Origin of the sequence: Nocardia sp. CA-084685 (genome assembly GCF_050955785.1) — a bacterium.
In the GTDB taxonomy this organism is placed as follows: Bacteria; Actinomycetota; Actinomycetes; order Mycobacteriales; family Mycobacteriaceae; genus Nocardia.
The window spans coordinates 9,381,070-9,398,512 of the sequence record NZ_CP192094.1 but is presented as its reverse complement, the minus strand read 5'-3'; the positions used below and the strand labels follow the sequence as shown (position 1 = coordinate 9,398,512).

Below are 17,443 nucleotides of genomic sequence, written 5' to 3'. Positions count from 1 at the left end.
GTCATTATGTCCGCGACTTCCGCACCGAGGGTTGGTGCAGGGATACATGCCTACCTCCCGAAACTGACGCGAGCGCTCGCACTGTAAGCAGTGCGAATCACTTGTATACCGCCTACGCCGACGGACGGCTACCCAGTCACGGGAGTACGACGCCGCCCCGAGCGGTCGGTCGAGGCGGCGTCGAAGAGTTTGCTACAGAGCGCTATTCAGTTTGTTCAGGCGATCGCACGCCTCCACGTATTCATTGATCAGCCGGGCGATCACATCGGCGGAGCGCTCCACCTTGTTCATCATGCCGACGACCTGACCGACCGGATTGAAGTTCACATCCTTGGCCGCCTCCGGATACCGATGTCCGCGCTTGACGCCGTCCAGGGCCACCATCATCTGCAGCGGCATGGGCAGCGGATCCGGATTCTCCGGCGCCTCCCATGCCTCGGTCCAGTCGTTCTTCAACATGCGGCACGGCTTACCGGTCCAGGACCGCGAGCGCACGGTGTCCTGGCTGGAGGCTTCGATATAGGTCTGCATCTGCGCGGGCGGCACATTCGCCTCCTCGACGGTCAGCCACAGCGAGCCGGTCCACGCACCGGCCGCACCCATCGCCATGGCCGCGGCGACCTGGCGACCATTGCCGATACCGCCGGCGGCCAGCAGCGGCATATCGCCGATGGCGTCGACCACCTGCGGCCACAGCACCATCGAGGAGATCTCACCGCAGTGCCCGCCGCCCTCGGTGCCCTGGCAGACCACGAAATCCAGGCCCGCGCGCTTGTGGTTGAGCGCATGCTTCACCGAACCGCACAGCGCACCGATGAGCCGTCCCGAGCTCTGAATCTGCTCGACCACATCCGGCGGCGGCGTGCCGAGGGCATTGGCGACCAGCTTGGCCTTGGGATGGCGCAGGATCACCTGGATCTGCGGCGCGACCGTGGTCGCGGTCCAGCCGAGCAACTGGTTGTGGCGCTCGCCGTCGGGCAGATGCGGGACATTGTGGTCGTTGAGCAGCTTCTCCGCGAAGTCTCGGTGGCCCTGTGGAACCAGTTCCGCCAGTTTGGCTTCCAGCTGTTCGGGGGTCAGGTCATCGATCCCCTTGCCCTCGTACTTCGACGGGATGACGAGGTCGACGCCGTACACACCGTGCACATGGTCGTCGAGCCAGGCCAGCTCGACCTCCAATTCCTCGGCGGTGAAGCCTACCGCACCGAGCACGCCGAGTCCGCCGGCATTGCTGACCGCGGCCGCCACATCGCGGCAATGGGTGAAGGCGAAGATGGGGAATTCGATCCCCAGCCGGTCACAGATTTCGGTACGCATGGCGTGCTGGTCTCCCTACTTGCTCAGCAGCCGGATCACAGCGGCTGACGAGTGCTGGAACGGGTTGCATATTTGGTCACCGGCCCGCGCTGCCGATTCGGCCGACTGCCGCAGATATCGCCATGACGCGGCGGTAGCTTCGTCGACAGGCGCGGACGCCTGACCTCGAATGTAACACGTTCTAGTTTTTCCGCGGTAGCCGTTCCTGTCGACTGAAATCACACTTCCGCGGTGAGGGGCCGGTAGCCCAGGTCGAGGTCGGATTTATCGAGTAGCTCCGCATGCCGTGCAGCCCACGTATCGGTGGCGAGATCGTCGCGGAGTCGGTTCAGTCCGTCCTCCAGTAGCGCGGCCGGGGTCATCGCCAGCATCGACATGCCCGCGCGCACGGTTTCGTCCAGGTACGCCTCGGGTCGCCGCCAGTACGCGCCGCAGAACCCGTCTACGCAATCGTGCGGGACCGGGATCGGGATGATTGATACGTCGCCGAGGAGAGCGGTGAGGCGCGGGAGTGCGATGGCCAGGCGCGCATCGGTTTCGGCCGCGGCGGGCAGATAGTCACGGACCAGCCAGAAATCCCGGAAGACGGTGTGGTCCCAGGTGCGGATGATGATCCGGCGGCGGGCGATCCGTTTTCAGTTCGGCGATGCCGCGATCGAGGTCGGTCCAGTGGTGCACGGTCAGGACGGCCAAGGCGGCATCGACCGCGTCTGTGCGGATCGGCAGCTGCTCGGCGACCGCCTTGACCGCCGGTGCGGCAGTCGGTGGGCGTTGGGCGATCATCACCTGGCTCGGCTCGACCGCGCGATCACGGTGCCCGTCGGTTCGTAGGATCCGCTGCCCGCGCCGACATCGGCGATCGATTCCATGCCGCGCACCGCGTCATCGACAACTGCGGCGAAACGCGGATCCGGTTGCCGGGTCCGCGTATACGTCCGCCCGGTGTGGTCGTAAAGAGTCATGGTCGCCAGCTTCAGCCTTAGCTACTGGCGACGTAGACGATTCGCCGGTTCAGGAGGCTGCTTGCTCCAGTTCGGCCAGCGAATTCTCCAGGTGGTCGAGCAGGCGGTGCAGTCGCGGCACACTGCGGCGGCAGCCGACTAGCCCGAAGTCCAGACTGTCCACATTGGTGGTGAGGGTGATGTTGACGGCTTGGCCGTCGAACGGAATCGACATCGGGTACGAGGCGTCCAGACGGGCCCCGTTCCAATACTGCGGTTCCTTCGGGCCCGGGACATTCGAGATGACGATATTGAACGGCGGGTTCGTGAACGACAGCAGGCCGGGCAGCAGAGTCAGGGCGAGCGGGCTGAGCATCAACCCGGATAGCGCCATGGTCTGGATGGGGGAGAGCGAGTTGTAGACCTCTTTGCTGCGGCGCATCGATTCGCTCACCACACGCAACCGTTCGATCGGATCGGCGATATCGGTGCCGAGATTGCACAGGATCGCGCCGACCTTTACGCCATCGACCTCGTCCTCATCGCCCCGCAGCGACACCGGAACCATGGCGATCAACGGCTTGTCGGGCAGGGCATGCTGTTCGATCAGATATGCGCGCAACGCACCGGCCGACATCGCCAGCACCACATCGTTGACGGTCGTGCCGGTGGCCTTCTTGACCTGTTTGACGCGCTCCAGCGGCCAGGACCGGACCGCGCACCTCCGAGCGCCGCCGATCGGCACATTGAACATCGAGCGCGGTGCCTCGAACGGCATCGTCAACTGCTGCTGCACCAGTGCCGCCCGTGCCACCCGCAGCGCGGCGGGCCCGGAATTGACCGCCGACCGGAGATTTCGCGCGAGCCCGCCGAGCAGCGAGCCAGACGGTTCGCTCTTGCGAGGCGAACGGGGCAGGTTCCACGGCACGCGCGTTTCGGTCGCGGTTGGATCGTTGGTGAGCGTTCGCTGCAGCACTCGCTGGGCGGTGACGCCATCGATCAGCGCGTGATGCATCTTCGAGTACAACGCGAAGCGGCCGTCGTTCAGCCCCTCCACCACGTGGATCTCCCACAGTGGGCGGTGCCGATCGAGTAGAGCGCCGTGCAGGTGGGAGGCCAGTGCTAGCAGTTGATCGAAGCTACCCGGACTCGGCAGCGCCGATCGGCGCAGGTGATAGGCGAGTTCTACCTCCTCGGCCTGGGTCCACGCCAGCTGCGGCGCGCCGAGCCAGGTCGCCGGGCGCTTGCGGAAGGTGGGGTGGAATGCGTTGTCGGCCAACAACTTCTCATGAGTCAGCCGAGCGAAATCAGGCCCGGCATCCTCAGGTGCCTCGAACAGTTGTAGTGAACCGACATGCATCGGATGCTCGCGCGATTCGGCGAGCAGGAATACGGCATCGATCGGAGAAATGAGCTCCATGGTCTGTCGCCCCCTGACGACGGTGTGGTGCTGAGTTCTTGGTGAAAGGAAACGACCACGATGTCGATAAGGGTTCGCACAGCCATGTCCCCTGTGCTGTCCCCAACCTTACTGAAAAGTACGGATTCGCGTTCGCCGAATCAGCGATCCTTGACCAGGAGCAGATAGGCCTGGCGGCCTCGCTCGCCGGGATCCGGTTCGCGGATCAACCGGGCGGTCGGCGTGAATCCGGCCTCTTCGGCCAGTGCGGCGAGCCGATCCGCTGACCATCGATAGGCGGTTATCACCTTGTGGTCGAATGGTTCCACATCCTGGACATCGGGTGCCTGGAAGAACGCGAGCAGTGCGCGCCCTCCTGACTCGAGTACCCGATGAAACTCCGCCAACACAGCGGGCATTCGTTCGGGCGGCAGATGGATGAACGAGTACCACACGACAATTCCCGCGAGAGTGGCGTCATCGATATCGAGGTGTTCGAGGGAGCCCTCGTCGAATTCGAGTGTCGGATACTGCGCTCGGGCCAATCCGAGCAGTTGGGGTGACAGGTCGATCCCGAAGGTGTCGAGTCCGAGCCCGGCCAGGTGTGCGGTCAGTCGGCCCTCACCGCAACCGAGATCGGCCACCCGACCGCCGGCCCGCACCAGTTCCGCGAATGTGGCGAGCATGGCGCGATCGTATGGCTGGGTCGCGAGGTGATCCTTGACTAATTCGGCATAGCGGAGGGCGACATCGTCATAGGCGGCACGAGTGTGCGCCACATCCGCTGGATCGGTTCGACTGTTCGCTGTCACCCGGACATCATGCCCTCCCGCGCCCCTCATCTAGTGGCGCCGCGACGTCGAGTTTGCTGGCCGAGCCCGGCGACAGGGATGTGGCGCAACAGTTTGTCGAGGTGCAGGGCGGTATCGCGGGTGCTGAGAATCGCAGCACCGCTTGCCACGACAAGGACACCGTACGAACACATTTCATCGAATCCCACCGAGGTCCACATGGCCGCCGCGAAGACGATCAACACCGCGGTGGCGGCGCGTGCGGTGAGTTTCGCGGCGACGCCGAAGATCAAGCCGATGGCCAGCAGGGTTTCCGTTCCGGTCGCGATGGCGGCGAGCGCAGGCACCGACCAATCCAAGATCTGTGGTGTGAGCGTGCGGGTGTATTCGGTGAACGCGGAGTAGTCACCCCAGGAGACACCGTCCGCACCCGGCGCGCCGAGCAGTCCGAACCGGTCCGCGACCGAACCGGCGAACAATGCGCCCAACAGGATTCGAACAGTCGTATCGACGACCACGAATCGGCCAGCGGTCACCGCGAGCACTCCGATGCTCGCGAGCACCACTGCGGTGATCGACCCGACCGATCCGTCGGCGAAGGCCAGCCAGCCGAGTTCGATCAGCAGGGCCAGCAGTGCGAGGCCTACGGCAATCATGTGCACCATCCAAAAGTAGTAAGGTTCCTGACTAAAGTTACGAAGGAGTTCCGAAATGGTCAAGAGCCTGACTAACCCGTTGGCCGATCGGCCGCCGCCGCTCGGGAATTTGCTCGGCGCCGCGGCGCGAACGCTTGCGGCCGAACTGGATGCGGGTCTGGCGACGGCCGGATTCACCGATCTGCGGGCCGCGCATGCGCCGGTATTCCAAGTGATCGATCCAGAAGGCACGCGGCTGATCGATCTCGCCGCGCGCGCGGGCATGACCAAACAAGCGATGGGTGAGCTCGTGCGACATCTGGATGCGCGCGGCTATGTCGAGGTGACGCCCGATCCGAGCGATCGACGGGCGCGGCTGGTTCGCCTCACACCGCAAGGCTGGTCCGTGGTCGAGGCGGGGCTCGAAGTGGTCGAGCGATTCGATGCACATCTCGACGCGATCATCGGTGCGGCCGAGGTGGATCGGCTGCGTGCGGTGTTGCTGAAGATCATCAGCGGCGCCGGTCTGACCTTCAGTGCGGCCGACTGAGGGCGCTCAGGACTGGGTGACGGGTGTCGCCGCGGGTTCCTCGGCGGCGCGGGCACGGGCGGTGCCGAGGATCGAACCGAGAATGACCAGCGGGAAGCCGATGCCCATCCCGATAGTCAGCGGCTCGTCCAGCATGGTGACGCCGAGCAGGATGGCCACCGCTGGATTGATGTAGGTGATGACCGTGGCGCGGGCCGGGCCGACCTCGCTGATCAGCGCGAAGAACACCAGGAATGCCGCGGCCGTGCAGATTACCGCCAGTCCGAGCACCGACCACGACGCGTCGGCGGTGAAATGGGTCGGCCGACGGAATGCGGCGAACGGTATGTAGATCACCGCCGCGAGAATCAGCGATCCGGTGACCACGCCGAGCGGTGGCAGATCGGCGAGTGCGCGATTGATGATGATCGGGCCGACGGCGTAACCGATTGTGGTCAGCCCGATGGCGCCGATCGCGGCGGGCTCGGTCAGATCGATATCGAAGCCGACCAGTGCCGCCACCCCCGCGAATCCGATGATCAGGCCGATGGTGCGGCGGGCGTCGAAGCGATCGTGGCCGAGTTTGGTCACGATGACCACGGCGATCAGCGGAACGGCGGCGATCAGCAGCCCGACCGTCGAACTGTTCAGCGTGGTCTCCGCGTAGCCGATCAGAAACCATGGCCCGGTGATCTCGACCAAGGTGTACAGCAGCAGCGGACGCCAACGCCGGAACACCGGTGCGAGGGTTTTGGTGTAGAGCGCGATCGGCAGCAGGATCAGTGCGCCGAGGAAGGTTCGGCCGAATGCCACCACGATCGGGTCGAAATCCTCGACCGCTATCCGGATCATCGCGTAGGGCACACCCCAGATGACACCCATCGCCAAGAACAGCACCCACCCGCGCTGCGTCATCGCTTCACCATCTCGCCCTGCTCGCTTCCGATCGAATCGGAGCCTATACGAATACATCCCATCACGGGATGGATGGCCGCAGGCCCGCGACGGCGCCAGCCGTACGGGCCTGCGTGCGCTAGCCGCGATGGCGCCGGGTCAGGGCTGAGTCGACTTGGTGGTGGTCGGTGTCGCGGATTGCGTTGTCGTGGGTTGCGTTGTCGTGGTGGTTGGTTCGGTGGTGGTCGGCTTCGGTGGCTGAGTGGTCGTGGTGGTCGAAGCCGGTGGTGTCGTGACCGCCGGTGTGCTCATCGGCGGCGCGGTGGTCGTGGGCGCCGCAGTGGTCGTCGGCTGGCCGCTGACTTCCGTCTTCGCCGGGGCGGCCGTGGTGGTCGTCGGTGCCGAGGTCGTGGTCTTGGTCGATTCGGGCGCCTTGGTCGTCGACGTCGCCGCCTGGTAGGCGGCAGCGAGATCGGCCGACTCCGGCTTGGCGGTCGTATCGACCGGCTGACCCGCCTGTGCCTGCTTCGCCAGATGGGTGAGCCAGGCGGCCGCGTACTCGGCCGATGTCAGCGGCTTGCCGTTGTTCGGGTCGGCATCGCGCCAGTAGTCGAAGTGATGACCACTCGCATTGGGGCCGAGCGTCTGCTGGTAGGGGTCGCTCAGAATCACCGGGATGGTGTTCTGATTGGTCACGATGAGGCCGATGATCTCGTTGAACACCTTCTGCGGCAGGTAGGCCAATGGTGACATCTCATTGGCCGAGATCGACTCGGCCTTGGTCGCAGTCTTCGGCGTCTGCCCCGGCTTGTATTCCGGGTCCGAAACCCTCAGCAGTACTTGGAGAAAGGTCTCATCGCTCTGCATCCAGTTCGGCTGCGACTGGATATCCGCGAATGCCGCCAATGCGATCCGGCCGAGGACAACGGCGACGTCCTGTCCGGTCGCGGGGGTCAGCCCGTCGCGTTCGAGCGCGTCGACATTCAACTGCCGCCCCACATTCACCGCCAGTTGCAGCAGCGAAATGTTCTGCGGCGCCGAGCACGTGAGGTCGCCATCGGAGCAGAACGACGCGATCTTGCCGTTCAGCGCACCGAAGTCACCGCTGGTACCGGGTAGTGCGCCCTGGCCGGACGCGGTTTTCGTGCCGTTCTGATACTTCTGGTCGAAGCCGTCCGGATTGCTGTACGGATCCTTCGCACCGGGGAACGGGCCGTCGCCTGCCGAACGTCCGGCATCGGCGAGGATCACGACTCCGACGACTTCGGCGGGATCGACGATGCCGTAGCCGCCATCTTGATCGGCGCTCTGATGTCCGATGGTCATGGCGACGCGGCGCACCACATCGGCGCCTTCGCTGTAGCCCACGATCGAGAACTTGGTGTCGGGGCAGGCCTGTGCGATTTCTCGCATCACCTGTTCGGTATTGGCGACACCCGCGTTGACGGCGTCCTCGTAGCTGTCCATATTCGCCGGGTAGGCGATGTAGACCGCGGCATACGAGCCGGGATCGACATCGTCGGCCGGTGCGTTGACCACCGGATCCACCCATTGGCTGTTGTAATCACCGGACAGCGCGGCGGGCAACTCTTCGCCATTGGCCCCGACCAGCAACTTCGTGGTGGCGGTATCCGGTGTGTCCCGACGCCCGGCGACCGAAATCGTCACCATGTCGTGGCACTCCGTAACCGATGCCCGCAGGCGGGTATCGACGGTTTCGTGCGTCGATGTCAGCGCCACCGAGGCGGCGACGATCGCCGCCACCCCCAGCGACGCGGGCGCCACGATTGCCGAAGCCATTCGATGGCGCGCGAAGAACTCCCGAAGAGCCATGTCCCGTTCCCCAATTTCATAACCGACAAGTGGACGGACAGGCCCCCCGACAGGCCGTGTGTCTTGAAGGACGTCGGGTTCGACGGCTGAATCGTTACCGCGGGCCGAGAAATGGTTACGCTCGAGTGGAGCTATCGTTGTGCAACGGCACGCTGGATATAGCTGCGCTAGCTAACGGCATGATCGATGTGGTGGCCCCCCAGGTGTCAGCGCCGATCGGTTCACTCATCGGGAATCTGCAGGTGAGCGATGCGTGTAGGCCTGAGGTGCCCGAGAACTGTCCGCCGGAATGGACGCCGCTGACGGCTGCAAGCCCGAAGCCCGGCCCATGTGGGGCGCCTATTCTTTGCCCGCTACGACATCGGCGCTGTACTGCGCGGTGAAATCCCGGCGTTCGAGCCGCGGCCGGTTCCGCTTTCCGCATTCGAACCCGAGACGTTGTACCCGGCCTGCTCTTCGTACTGACCGGCTACACCTGCGTGTCCGCCGGGCCGGGCGCCGCCGCCCGGCCGTCTCGGCCCGGCGGCGTGCAGGCCCTGCACGGCTGGGCTGGACAGCAGGGCATCCGGTCGGTGTGGTTCCGCTATTCGCGCGCTGGACCTCGACTGCCCTTTGGTTCGACGAGCTGACTCCGGCCATGGGCCCGCGCTTTTTCGGGAACCGCGGTGGCGCACTAGTGCTCCTTGCTCATGGCGTGACCATTCCGGCAATTGCACGCGCCAATTCGTCGGGATGTGTCAGTTGCGGATGATGAGCAGCTCCGCTGATTGTGCTGAATTCTATTCGGGGCGACAGTGATTCGAGCAGCGTGGGGCTGAGCGGGTCTTCGCTTCCGGTGATCACGTGGACCGGGCCGGGATATTGCACGAGCTTGGCAGTGAGTTCACGGCGCCAACTTGCCTTCGTCGTCGCCGCGAACAGCGTGGCGATATTGCCCGCGACATTCGCGCGACGCAGATCCTGCACGCTCGATTCCAGCACCGATGCGTGCTCGGGGGAGCCGGTTAGCTTGTGGGACAAGGCATTCGGGGTCAGTCGACGCAGATACCGCCGCGTCAGGGGTATGGCACGTGCCGAAAGCCCGGCGCTCGGCTGGAGAAAGAACGGCGCGACCAGAGTGATCGATCCGATCTTGTCCGGCCGCGCGGCCGCGGCCTCGACCACTGCGGCGGCGCCGATGGAGTGACCCACCAAGTGCGCGCCTGGTGTTCGTTCGAGCAGCGCCTCGAGCCAGGCCTGCCAGTCACCTCGACCGCCTGGGGACATCCCGAGGCCGGGCAGGTCCACAATCTGGGCGTGACCGATGGCTACCGCGACCGGAGCCCAGGTGTCGGCATTGACGGGCAGGCCGGGCAATATCACAGTGGACGCATCGGGCTCGCCGATCCGGAATGTTCGGACACCGGCGTGGTCGTCGAAAGCCCTTGCGACACTGTTCGTTTGCGCATTTCCGAAGCGCTGCGCGGCGAGGTAATCGGCCCATCGCAGGATTGTGCGTGTGGTGTCGGGCAGGTCGAGGCCATGTTTGCGGGCGAATTCGTGTGCGGACTCGGTGGGATAGCGGTCGGTGGACAGGAAGGTCAGGGTTTCCGGATCGGCCTTCGTCAACCACTGCGGTAGCCGCTCAACCAGCGCCACCGGGATGCGTGTGCGTGGCACCGGCACTCGATAATGCCGACCGACCTGCGAAAGCAGAGTCGGCAGTGCGGGCGTTGCGTCGTCGAGCACCCAGTACGCCGCACCAGCTGTGCTGGGATCCATCGGAAGCAGAGTCATGAAGCGGGTCAGATAGTCGACCGCGATCACTGGCACGAAGGTGCGGGAGTCGCCCGGCAACGCCGCCACCGTACCTTGCCAGATCTCTTTCAAGCTCGCCGCGAGGCCCAGTTGCTGATCGGATTCACCGGTACTGCTGAGCCCGATGACGGTGGGCGGGTTGACGATCGACCACGGCACGCCGAGTTCATCGGCGACGGCCTGGAATACCGCATCGCTCTCCACCTTGGACGCCTCATAAGCGCCCAGACGGCGATGAGTTCGTTCCACCCGTTCCTGGCTCCACGGAACTGTGCTCGGGTCCTGACCGCCGACCCGGTAGCCGGAGACGTAGACAAGCCGGGACAGCTGAGGCAGCTGCGCGGCAAAGGAAACCACCGAGCGGACGCTGTCGACATTGCCGTGCCGTGCCTGGTCCTTCGTCATACCGAATCGGTACGCCCCGGCGCAGTTGTACACCTCGGTGACATCGGTCCACGCCGCATCTTCGCCATGGACAATGGGATCGGCGTCGAAATCGACAATCAACTCCGCCGGAGCCGTCCGGCACCCGTGATCCGCCAACCATGCGGCCAGCCGCGCGAATGCTTCGCGGCTGCGGACCGCGGCGGTGACGCGGATTCCGGCTTGGTCCAAGGTGAGGATCAGATTGCGGCCGATAAAGCCGGTCGCTCCGAAGACGAGCGCATGCCGCGAGGTCATCAGACCACCGTCCCGGGCTGGTCGAGCAGACCCGCCAGCATCTGTGCCGTACTGCGCAACGGTTCCACATCACGTTTGGCGCGCGCCACGATCACCGCTCCTTCGACGGCACTGACCGTCGCCGTCGCCAGTGTGCGCGCCGCCGACTCCGAATGTCGTGCCGCGACCAGATATTCACGCACCGGCTCGATCCACGACTCGAACGCCGCCGCACACGCGACACGCAGGCGTTCGCTGTGCGCACCCATCTCCAACGTGACCACCGAAACCGGGCACCCGAGCTGAAAATCGCTGTCCGCGACCAACCCGGCCAGTACCTCCACAATCTGCCGAATCACCTCCCCGGGTGACGCCCCGGACCTCGCCATCTCACCGAGCAACGTCCGAAATCGCTCGGCCGCCAACTCGATCGCCTTCTCCCCGAGCTGTTCCTTCCCTTCCGGAAAGTGAAAGTACAGCGACCCTTTCGGCGCACCCGCGTGCTCAACGACCGTGTTCAACCCGGTACCGGCGTACCCCCGCGCCTGGATCAACTCCAGCATCGACTCCACCAACTGCCCACTCGTTTGAGCGCCCTTGGATGTAACCATGGCCTCAGAATAGACCGGTCTATAGATTTTGCAACCGTGCCCAAGTCTCGCCAGCCGCGGTGGCCGAACTAGCTACCTCGGGCGTAGACGACGTCGGGTCACGCTCGCGCGCTGTCGTTGGAGAGAACCGGCTCTTCATCCGACCGGACCGGCTCCCGCTCGGCTTGTCGCGGCAGCAGCAATGGCGTGGCGAGCAGGAGAACCCCGGCCAACGCGATAGCCACCCGCGGGCTGGTGAGTTGTGCCAGCAACCCCCATGTGACGGTAATCGCGGCGATGCTGATGCTGCTGGAGATCGACCACGCCGCGAGGACCCGGGCGTGGCGATCGGCATCGGTGTTGTTCAACCGATAAGCGGCGAAGACGGCGTTGAAGATACTTATGCAGATGATCAGCCCGAACTCGGTGACCATCACGATCGCAAGCCCGGCCAGGCCCGGGCGAATGAATGCCAGTCCGAGGGGCCAGCACGCACGCACTGTGCCGAACACCCGCAACACCGTCTGTTCGCCGAAACGGGAAACGACGCGGCGGGCAAGTCGTGACCCGATCAGACCGCCGATACACGGAACAGCGAATGCCAGTCCGTACTCCCAGACCGGGAACCGCAAATGGGCGAGCAGCAGCACCGACAACAGCGGCTCCGCGGCCATGATCAGCCCGTTGACCAGCATGGTGTTGACGAAGAACCAACGCAGCGTGGGGTGGGTGAGGATATAGCGCCACCCCTCGACGATGTCGCTCCAACGGCGGGCTCGGGCCTTCCGCAGGGGCGCGGGCTGTTCGGGTTCCCTGATCGCGAGGATGCCGAGCGCAGAGAGCAGGTAGCTCACCGCATCGACGACAACGGTGGTCACCGGCCCCAATAGCCCGATCGCGGCGCCACCGAGGGGCGGTCCGATGACCGTGGCCGACCAGGTGGTGGACTCGAAACGACTGGTGGCCATCAACAATCCGTTGGCGGGGACGATGGTCTTCAAGTAGGCGCCACTGGCAGCGGTGAACGCGATTTTCGCCGCGGCGGTGACGATGCAGACCGCCAAGAGTTGCGCGAAGGACAACCCCCCGAGGCAGTAGGCGAGCGGTATCGATGCCAGCGCCACGAAGCGGATCAGGTCCGTGGCGATCATGACCGGCCGCTTGGCGCGAAACTCCATCCACGGCCCGAGCGGAATCGCAAGCAGTGCCCCGATCGCCAGCCCGGATGCCGATAAGGTCGCCACTTGCGCCGAACTGGCGTTCAGAACGGTGATCGCGACAACCGAAAAGGCCCCGAACCCGAGCCCGGTCCCATAGGCGCTGACCGCGTAGGCGGCCCACAACCACCCGAACGCTCGACCCAGTTTCGCTCTCCGCCACATATTCGGCACTCCCTCTGTTGTCAGGGAGATTGAAGCCGGTCGACGGATGCTGACACCAACAACGAATCGAGCGGAGTGTCACAACTTTTCGTTGTGAGAGTAGCTTTTGCTCGTGGATCTGGATGCGGTTCGTACCTTCGTCGCGGTTGCCGAGACCGGCCAATTCCTAGCCGCTGCCGACGATCTGCGCATCACCCAGCAGGCCGCGTCGAAACGAGTAGCCACGCTCGAGCGAGAACTCGGAGTTCAGCTGTTCGCGCGAATCGCCAGAGGGGTTCGGCTGACCGTCGACGGGCAAGCGCTCCTACCGCATGCACGTGAACTCATCCGTGCCGCCGAACGCGCCACCGCGGCCGTGACACCGGGGCGTCGGGCCCTTCGGATCGATGTGGTGGCCCGCAGGATTGCGCCCTCCACCATCCTTCATGCCTTCTACCAGCAAAATCCAGAGATCGAGCTCGATGTCGTCACCCTGACCAACTTCGACGCGGAGTCGGCGCTGGCCGAGATCAGCGCGGGCACCATCGACGCCACCTTCAGATCCCTACGACACCGCGAGGTCCCGAGCGGACTGCGGGCATCGCGCGTCATCGATGACCGACACGAACTGCTCATCGGCCCGCGGCATCCACTGGCGAACGCCAAGTCGGTGACGCCAGCCGAACTCACCGATCACCCCATCTGGATGCCGGGCATGTCCGACGCCGAACCGATCGGCTACTACAACGATCTGGCGACGGCATTCGGACTCATCATCGACACGATCGGCCCGAGCTTCGGCATCGAAGCGCTCCTCGCCGAACTCGCCGATTCCACCCGACTCGCCACCTTCGTCGGTGAAGGCTCGCGATACCTCTGGCCGGAAAGCTACGACCTGCGCCGAATCCCCGTCGTCGACCCGACCCCGGTCTACCCGCTCTCCGTGATCTGGCGAGCAGACAATTCCCATCCTGTCCTCGCGAACTTCCTCGAGTACCTGCACGCCAGATATAACGCGATATCCAGCGACGACATGTGGACCCCGGACTGGGCGCCCTATCCGAAGAAGTCGCGCAGGCGAGTCGCGACGAGCTCGGGCTGTTCCTCGGCGAGATAGTGGCCGCTGTCGGGGATCTCGATGGCGAGCACGTCGGTTGCGCGCTCGGCGAGGCTGTCGGTGCGGCCCGAAAAATATAGTGCGGCCTCGGGTATCGTCAGTTCGGCACACTTTCGGCCGTCCTCGATGCCTGGGCGAAGCTTAGCGAGGGATCGGCCGGTCACCGTTGCGCCATATCAGCCCCGAATCAACGGTGGTCGGACCGAGAAAGCTGTCCCACCTAGCCGCGGGCCATATCCACGAACCGACTCAAATGCAGTTGGTGCGCAACGGTAATCGTGGCAGTCGGACCATTACGATGCTTACCGACAATCAAATCGGCCTCACCACCGCGCGGATCATCGCGCTCGAATGCGTCGGGGCGGTGCAAAAGAATCACCATGTCCGCATCTTGTTCTAGCGAATTGTGCGCCGAAATACCTTGTGCCAGAAAATTATGTGTCCCAGGAACCGTGCCATCGTAAACATCTTGCTCACCGAGGCTGGTGATTTCGACGACCTTATCCCAGAAGACGTCGTTCGTCGCGAGCATTTCGATGTCGGCATCGTCGAGGACGACGGCGACTCGGGCCAGGCGGGAGCGGCTGGGTGAGCGCTTCCACATGGCGGAACCGCAGAAGCGTGAGCCCATCGCGGCAGAGAATTCGCGGTGGGTCATATTCTTTGCCGACAGCAGATCGCGGACCTTGGTCCAGACCTCCTTGGGGACCGTGTCGACATTCGTGTTGCGTGCCATCGGTTCGAGTTCGGTCAGCGCCGATTCCGCGGCGTGTCCCCGGGCACCGTGGACGCCGATATCACGCAAGAAGATGGTTTGGTTGTCCGCGCCGTCTATGGACAAGTGCCAGCAGTCACGGTAACCCGCCTTGGGCACCCTCTTGATGCGTCCGTGCACACCCAGACGAAGCAGGAGTTGGGTCAGATCATCGACGAGGCGGCGGCTGGTTGATGCGTAGTACACGCGGGCCTGGCGCCCCTTGACGTCCCAGCGGACCGAGCCGTCGGTGGCCCACAGGTGGCGCACGAAAAGCGCGATCTGGTCGTTGGGGAGGGCGAAAACCTGCTGGGGAACGAACTTCTCGTAGCTGCGCAAGCCGAACAGTCCCAGTTCGTCCAGCCAGGCGGCGATGGGATTGCGCTTGCCGCGTGCCAGCCGCCCCGGAGCGCGCAGCCGCAATGTTGTCACGCGGGCTGCGGCATAGTCGTCACGGACCGCGGTCACCCCGAAATGCGTTGCCGCTTCGGTGACCACAGCGAGGTTCTCCTCATCGATACTGGCATAGCGGATCGGCTGCCGTTCGACGCAGGAGCCATCGCCGATCATGTGTGCCAACAGGATTACTTCGGCGTCCGCCATTCGGGTCGTGTGCACCGGCTCCGGGACCCGGCGCGGAGTCGCGATGCGATCGCCGATGGCCAACTTCTCCAGCGCGATCCAGCCGTCGACGGTCAGGAACGGGTGGTTGCTGGTTGCCTCGACTTCACGCCCGGAGGCGAGTCGCAGCCGGAACACTTCCTTGCGACCACTCGAGAACACCTTCACCATCGGACGCGCCACCATCCGCATTCGCTCGTCCAGTGACCAGACGAGCGGCTGCTCACCGCTGGCCAGCAACTCCCCGAGCGTGGTCTCACCGCCGGTGTCGGCGCGCAGAATTCGAGTCGAGGCAGGCATGCAACCAGATTCACGCAGGTCGGACACCATGGGGCGCTTATCGGTTCGCTGTTCGGGACCACGGTTGAGCTGACTGATCGCGATTACCGGGACCTCGAGTTCCTTGGCGAGGAGTTTCAGGTTTCGCGAGAAATCCGAGACTTCCTGCTGTCGTGATTCGACTTTTTTACCCGAGGTCATCAGCTGGAGGTAGTCCACCACAACGAGTTTCAGATCATGGCGTTGCTTCAACCGCCGCGCCTTGGCGCGAATCTCCATCATGGTGAGGTTCGGTGAGTCGTCGACGAACAGTGGCGCTTCGCTGATCTCACTCATTCGCCGCGCCAGCTTTGTCCAGTCGTCATCACTCATCCGACCGGATCGCATATCGCCGAGCTTGATCTTCGCCTCGGCGGAGAGCAGGCGCATCACGATCTCCGTGCGGCTCATCTCCAGCGAGAAGATAACGCTCGCGAGGCCGTGCTTGATCGAGCAGCTGCGCATGAAGTCCATGCCCAGCGTCGAATTGTGTGTCGGCAGCATCGTCGGGCCAGCCAAGTACAGGTGTTCCGCGTTGTCGACCTCGACGCAGCGCACCGCCACGCTATCGATCTTGCGCGCGTCCACGATGTGTCGGGGGCCCGATCGGGCGGTGCCCGGCACCGCATGGTTCAGGCTGCCGTCGAGACCGTACAGGGTATGGACGATCTCGCCGGTCGTGCGGACGGCCACGCGATTGCCCTCGTGCAGGTCGGATTCGGTGAGCCATTGGTGTTGTTCGTCCGCGACGATCACGGTGCCGTCGGAGAATTCGACCTCGTAGCAGGGCCGGTCGGTCATGACTTCGGTGGCGGCCAGGACGCGAGTGGGGCGGCCTTGGGCGTCGAGGAGGTGGTCGCCTGCGCGGATCTCGCCCATGGTGGTCCACCCGGATGGCGTGGGCAGGGGGGTGTCTAGGGCCAGAGCCTTGCCGACGCCGGGGCGGGCGGCGACGATGATCATTTGGCCGGGGTGCAGGCCGTTGGTGAGTTCGTCCAGTTCGGTGAAGCCGGTGGGGACGCCGAGGGAGATGCCGCCGCGCGATGCGATGGAGTCGATTTCGTCCATCGTCGGTTGCAGGAGTTCCTCGAGCGGAAGGAAGTCTTCGGTGGTGCGGCGTTCGGTCACCTCGTAGACCTCGGCCTGGGCGCGGTCGACGACCTCGGCGATGTCCTGGCCGTCGGCACCCGCGTAGCCGTACTGGACGATGCGGGTTCCCGCTTCGACGAGGCGGCGCAGAATCGCCTTCTCGGCAACGATTTCGGCGTAGTAGCCCGCATTGGCGGCGGTGGGGACGGTCTGGGTGAGGGTGACCAGATAGGGCGGGCCGCCGATGCGCTTGAGTTCGCCGCGTCGGTCCAGACCCGCGGCGACGGTGACCGGGTCGGCGGGTTCGCCGCGGCCGTAGAGATCGAGGATGGTGTCGTAGACCGCTTGGTGGGCCGGGCGGTAGAAATCGCCGGGGCGCAGTACTTCGACGACGTCGGCGATCGCATCCTTGCTCAGGAGCATGCCGCCGAGCACGGACTGTTCGGCCGCCATATCGTGCGGGGGCTGTCTGCCGAAGTCCTCACCGGGCGGTTCGGGCGGATAGTCCGTATGCCCGCGGTCATCGGTGGTGGTCACCAGACTCGACCGTCCTCTCTCGCCACTCGCAGGCCGCTCGAAAACGCCTACCCGCCGACCCTATTGATCATTCGTTGTACTCCCGGGCTACGACACATTCGGCAGCGCACCGCGGTTTAGCGACCGCACTACAGGTGCCTCACCTGGGGTTCCAGCAAACCGCCGCGGCAGGTGCCGAATCATGCCGTTCCGGGTGGTGCGCGCATGATGTTGCGACGAACCTAGGCGACGCGATGGTCAGTCACCAAACCGCAATGTGC

General features: G+C 64.6%; 15 protein-coding genes. 2 read left to right on the top strand and 13 right to left on the bottom strand.

Going from position 1 to position 17,443, the window contains the following annotated elements:
• Positions 1–192 precede the first annotated feature (192 nt).
• From ACQP2U_RS41545 to ACQP2U_RS41515, 7 genes are all read right to left on the bottom strand, one after another.
• Positions 193–1,317: an NAD(P)H-dependent flavin oxidoreductase gene (locus ACQP2U_RS41545; protein WP_433712625.1), complete on the bottom strand. Its 1,125-nt coding sequence runs from the start codon at positions 1,315–1,317 to the stop codon at positions 193–195.
• A gap of 218 nt (positions 1,318–1,535) precedes the next feature.
• Positions 1,536–1,694: a hypothetical protein gene (locus tag ACQP2U_RS41540; protein ID WP_433712624.1), complete on the bottom strand. Its 159-nt coding sequence runs from the start codon at positions 1,692–1,694 to the stop codon at positions 1,536–1,538.
• A 181-nt stretch (positions 1,695–1,875) separates the two neighbouring features.
• Positions 1,876–2,100: a methyltransferase domain-containing protein gene (locus ACQP2U_RS41535; RefSeq protein WP_433712623.1), complete on the bottom strand. Its 225-nt coding sequence runs from the start codon at positions 2,098–2,100 to the stop codon at positions 1,876–1,878.
• The gene (locus ACQP2U_RS41530) at positions 2,100–2,279 is read right to left on the bottom strand and encodes a hypothetical protein (RefSeq protein WP_433712621.1); all 180 of its coding nucleotides are present in this window, start codon (positions 2,277–2,279) and stop codon (positions 2,100–2,102) included. Before ACQP2U_RS41530 ends, ACQP2U_RS41535 begins: the two co-directional genes overlap by 1 nt.
• 49 nt (positions 2,280–2,328) lie before the next feature.
• Complete coding sequence (locus ACQP2U_RS41525) at positions 2,329–3,678, bottom strand: WS/DGAT/MGAT family O-acyltransferase (RefSeq protein WP_433712620.1); 1,350 nt, start codon at positions 3,676–3,678, stop codon at positions 2,329–2,331.
• 140 nt (positions 3,679–3,818) lie between these two features.
• Positions 3,819–4,469 (bottom strand): methyltransferase domain-containing protein, encoded by a 651-nt coding sequence (locus ACQP2U_RS41520; RefSeq protein ID WP_433712619.1) that lies wholly within the window; start codon positions 4,467–4,469, stop codon positions 3,819–3,821.
• A 26-nt stretch (positions 4,470–4,495) separates the two neighbouring features.
• Entirely contained in the window at positions 4,496–5,113 is a 618-nt protein-coding gene (locus ACQP2U_RS41515; protein ID WP_433712617.1) for a hypothetical protein, read from the bottom strand.
• Between the two features lie 46 nt (positions 5,114–5,159).
• Between ACQP2U_RS41515 and ACQP2U_RS41510 the strand changes: the two genes are divergently transcribed.
• Positions 5,160–5,633 carry a MarR family winged helix-turn-helix transcriptional regulator gene (locus tag ACQP2U_RS41510; RefSeq protein ID WP_433712615.1) on the top strand — a complete coding sequence of 158 codons (474 nt, stop codon included), beginning with the start codon at positions 5,160–5,162 and terminating at the stop codon, positions 5,631–5,633.
• A 6-nt stretch (positions 5,634–5,639) separates the two neighbouring features.
• Here the strand turns inward: ACQP2U_RS41510 and ACQP2U_RS41505 are convergent, their stop codons facing one another.
• From ACQP2U_RS41505 to ACQP2U_RS41485, 5 genes are all read right to left on the bottom strand, one after another.
• A complete protein-coding gene (locus ACQP2U_RS41505) occupies positions 5,640–6,527 on the bottom strand; it encodes a DMT family transporter (protein ID WP_433712614.1) in 888 nt (295 codons plus the stop codon).
• A 138-nt stretch (positions 6,528–6,665) separates the two neighbouring features.
• Positions 6,666–8,339 carry a cutinase family protein gene (locus tag ACQP2U_RS41500; protein WP_433712613.1) on the bottom strand — a complete coding sequence of 558 codons (1,674 nt, stop codon included), beginning with the start codon at positions 8,337–8,339 and terminating at the stop codon, positions 6,666–6,668.
• Between the two features lie 687 nt (positions 8,340–9,026).
• Positions 9,027–10,817: an alpha/beta fold hydrolase gene (locus ACQP2U_RS41495; RefSeq protein WP_433712611.1), complete on the bottom strand. Its 1,791-nt coding sequence runs from the start codon at positions 10,815–10,817 to the stop codon at positions 9,027–9,029.
• Positions 10,817–11,407, bottom strand: a complete 591-nt coding sequence (locus tag ACQP2U_RS41490) for a TetR/AcrR family transcriptional regulator (RefSeq protein ID WP_433712610.1) — start codon at positions 11,405–11,407, stop codon at positions 10,817–10,819. Before ACQP2U_RS41490 ends, ACQP2U_RS41495 begins: the two co-directional genes overlap by 1 nt.
• 98 nt (positions 11,408–11,505) lie before the next feature.
• On the bottom strand, positions 11,506–12,768 hold the full coding sequence (locus ACQP2U_RS41485; protein ID WP_433712609.1) for an MFS transporter: 1,263 nt from the start codon (positions 12,766–12,768) through the stop codon (positions 11,506–11,508).
• A gap of 112 nt (positions 12,769–12,880) precedes the next feature.
• Between ACQP2U_RS41485 and ACQP2U_RS41480 the strand changes: the two genes are divergently transcribed.
• Entirely contained in the window at positions 12,881–13,864 is a 984-nt protein-coding gene (locus ACQP2U_RS41480; RefSeq protein ID WP_433712608.1) for a LysR family transcriptional regulator, read from the top strand.
• A 220-nt stretch (positions 13,865–14,084) separates the two neighbouring features.
• On the opposite strand, the gene ACQP2U_RS41475 is transcribed toward ACQP2U_RS41480, so the two are convergent.
• Complete coding sequence (locus ACQP2U_RS41475) at positions 14,085–17,183, bottom strand: replicative DNA helicase (RefSeq protein WP_433712607.1); 3,099 nt, start codon at positions 17,181–17,183, stop codon at positions 14,085–14,087.
• Positions 17,184–17,443 lie beyond the last annotated feature (260 nt).

What these genes read in the sequence shown, in the direction of transcription:
- ACQP2U_RS41510 (WP_433712615.1), top strand. Translation starts at nt 5,160, where the DNA reads ATGGTCAAGAGCCTGACTAACCCGTTGGCCGATCGGCCGCCGCCGCTC.
- ACQP2U_RS41535 (WP_433712623.1), bottom strand. Translation starts at nt 2,100, where the DNA reads ATGATCGCCCAACGCCCACCGACTGCCGCACCGGCGGTCAAGGCGGTC.
- ACQP2U_RS41500 (WP_433712613.1), bottom strand. Translation starts at nt 8,339, where the DNA reads ATGGCTCTTCGGGAGTTCTTCGCGCGCCATCGAATGGCTTCGGCAATC.
- ACQP2U_RS41505 (WP_433712614.1), bottom strand. Translation starts at nt 6,527, where the DNA reads ATGACGCAGCGCGGGTGGGTGCTGTTCTTGGCGATGGGTGTCATCTGG.
- ACQP2U_RS41525 (WP_433712620.1), bottom strand. Translation starts at nt 3,678, where the DNA reads ATGGAGCTCATTTCTCCGATCGATGCCGTATTCCTGCTCGCCGAATCG.
- ACQP2U_RS41490 (WP_433712610.1), bottom strand. Translation starts at nt 11,407, where the DNA reads ATGGTTACATCCAAGGGCGCTCAAACGAGTGGGCAGTTGGTGGAGTCG.
- ACQP2U_RS41495 (WP_433712611.1), bottom strand. Translation starts at nt 10,817, where the DNA reads ATGACCTCGCGGCATGCGCTCGTCTTCGGAGCGACCGGCTTTATCGGC.
- ACQP2U_RS41540 (WP_433712624.1), bottom strand. Translation starts at nt 1,694, where the DNA reads ATGTCGATGCTGGCGATGACCCCGGCCGCGCTACTGGAGGACGGACTG.
- ACQP2U_RS41530 (WP_433712621.1), bottom strand. Translation starts at nt 2,279, where the DNA reads ATGACTCTTTACGACCACACCGGGCGGACGTATACGCGGACCCGGCAA.
- ACQP2U_RS41515 (WP_433712617.1), bottom strand. Translation starts at nt 5,113, where the DNA reads ATGGTGCACATGATTGCCGTAGGCCTCGCACTGCTGGCCCTGCTGATC.
- ACQP2U_RS41485 (WP_433712609.1), bottom strand. Translation starts at nt 12,768, where the DNA reads ATGTGGCGGAGAGCGAAACTGGGTCGAGCGTTCGGGTGGTTGTGGGCC.
- ACQP2U_RS41545 (WP_433712625.1), bottom strand. Translation starts at nt 1,317, where the DNA reads ATGCGTACCGAAATCTGTGACCGGCTGGGGATCGAATTCCCCATCTTC.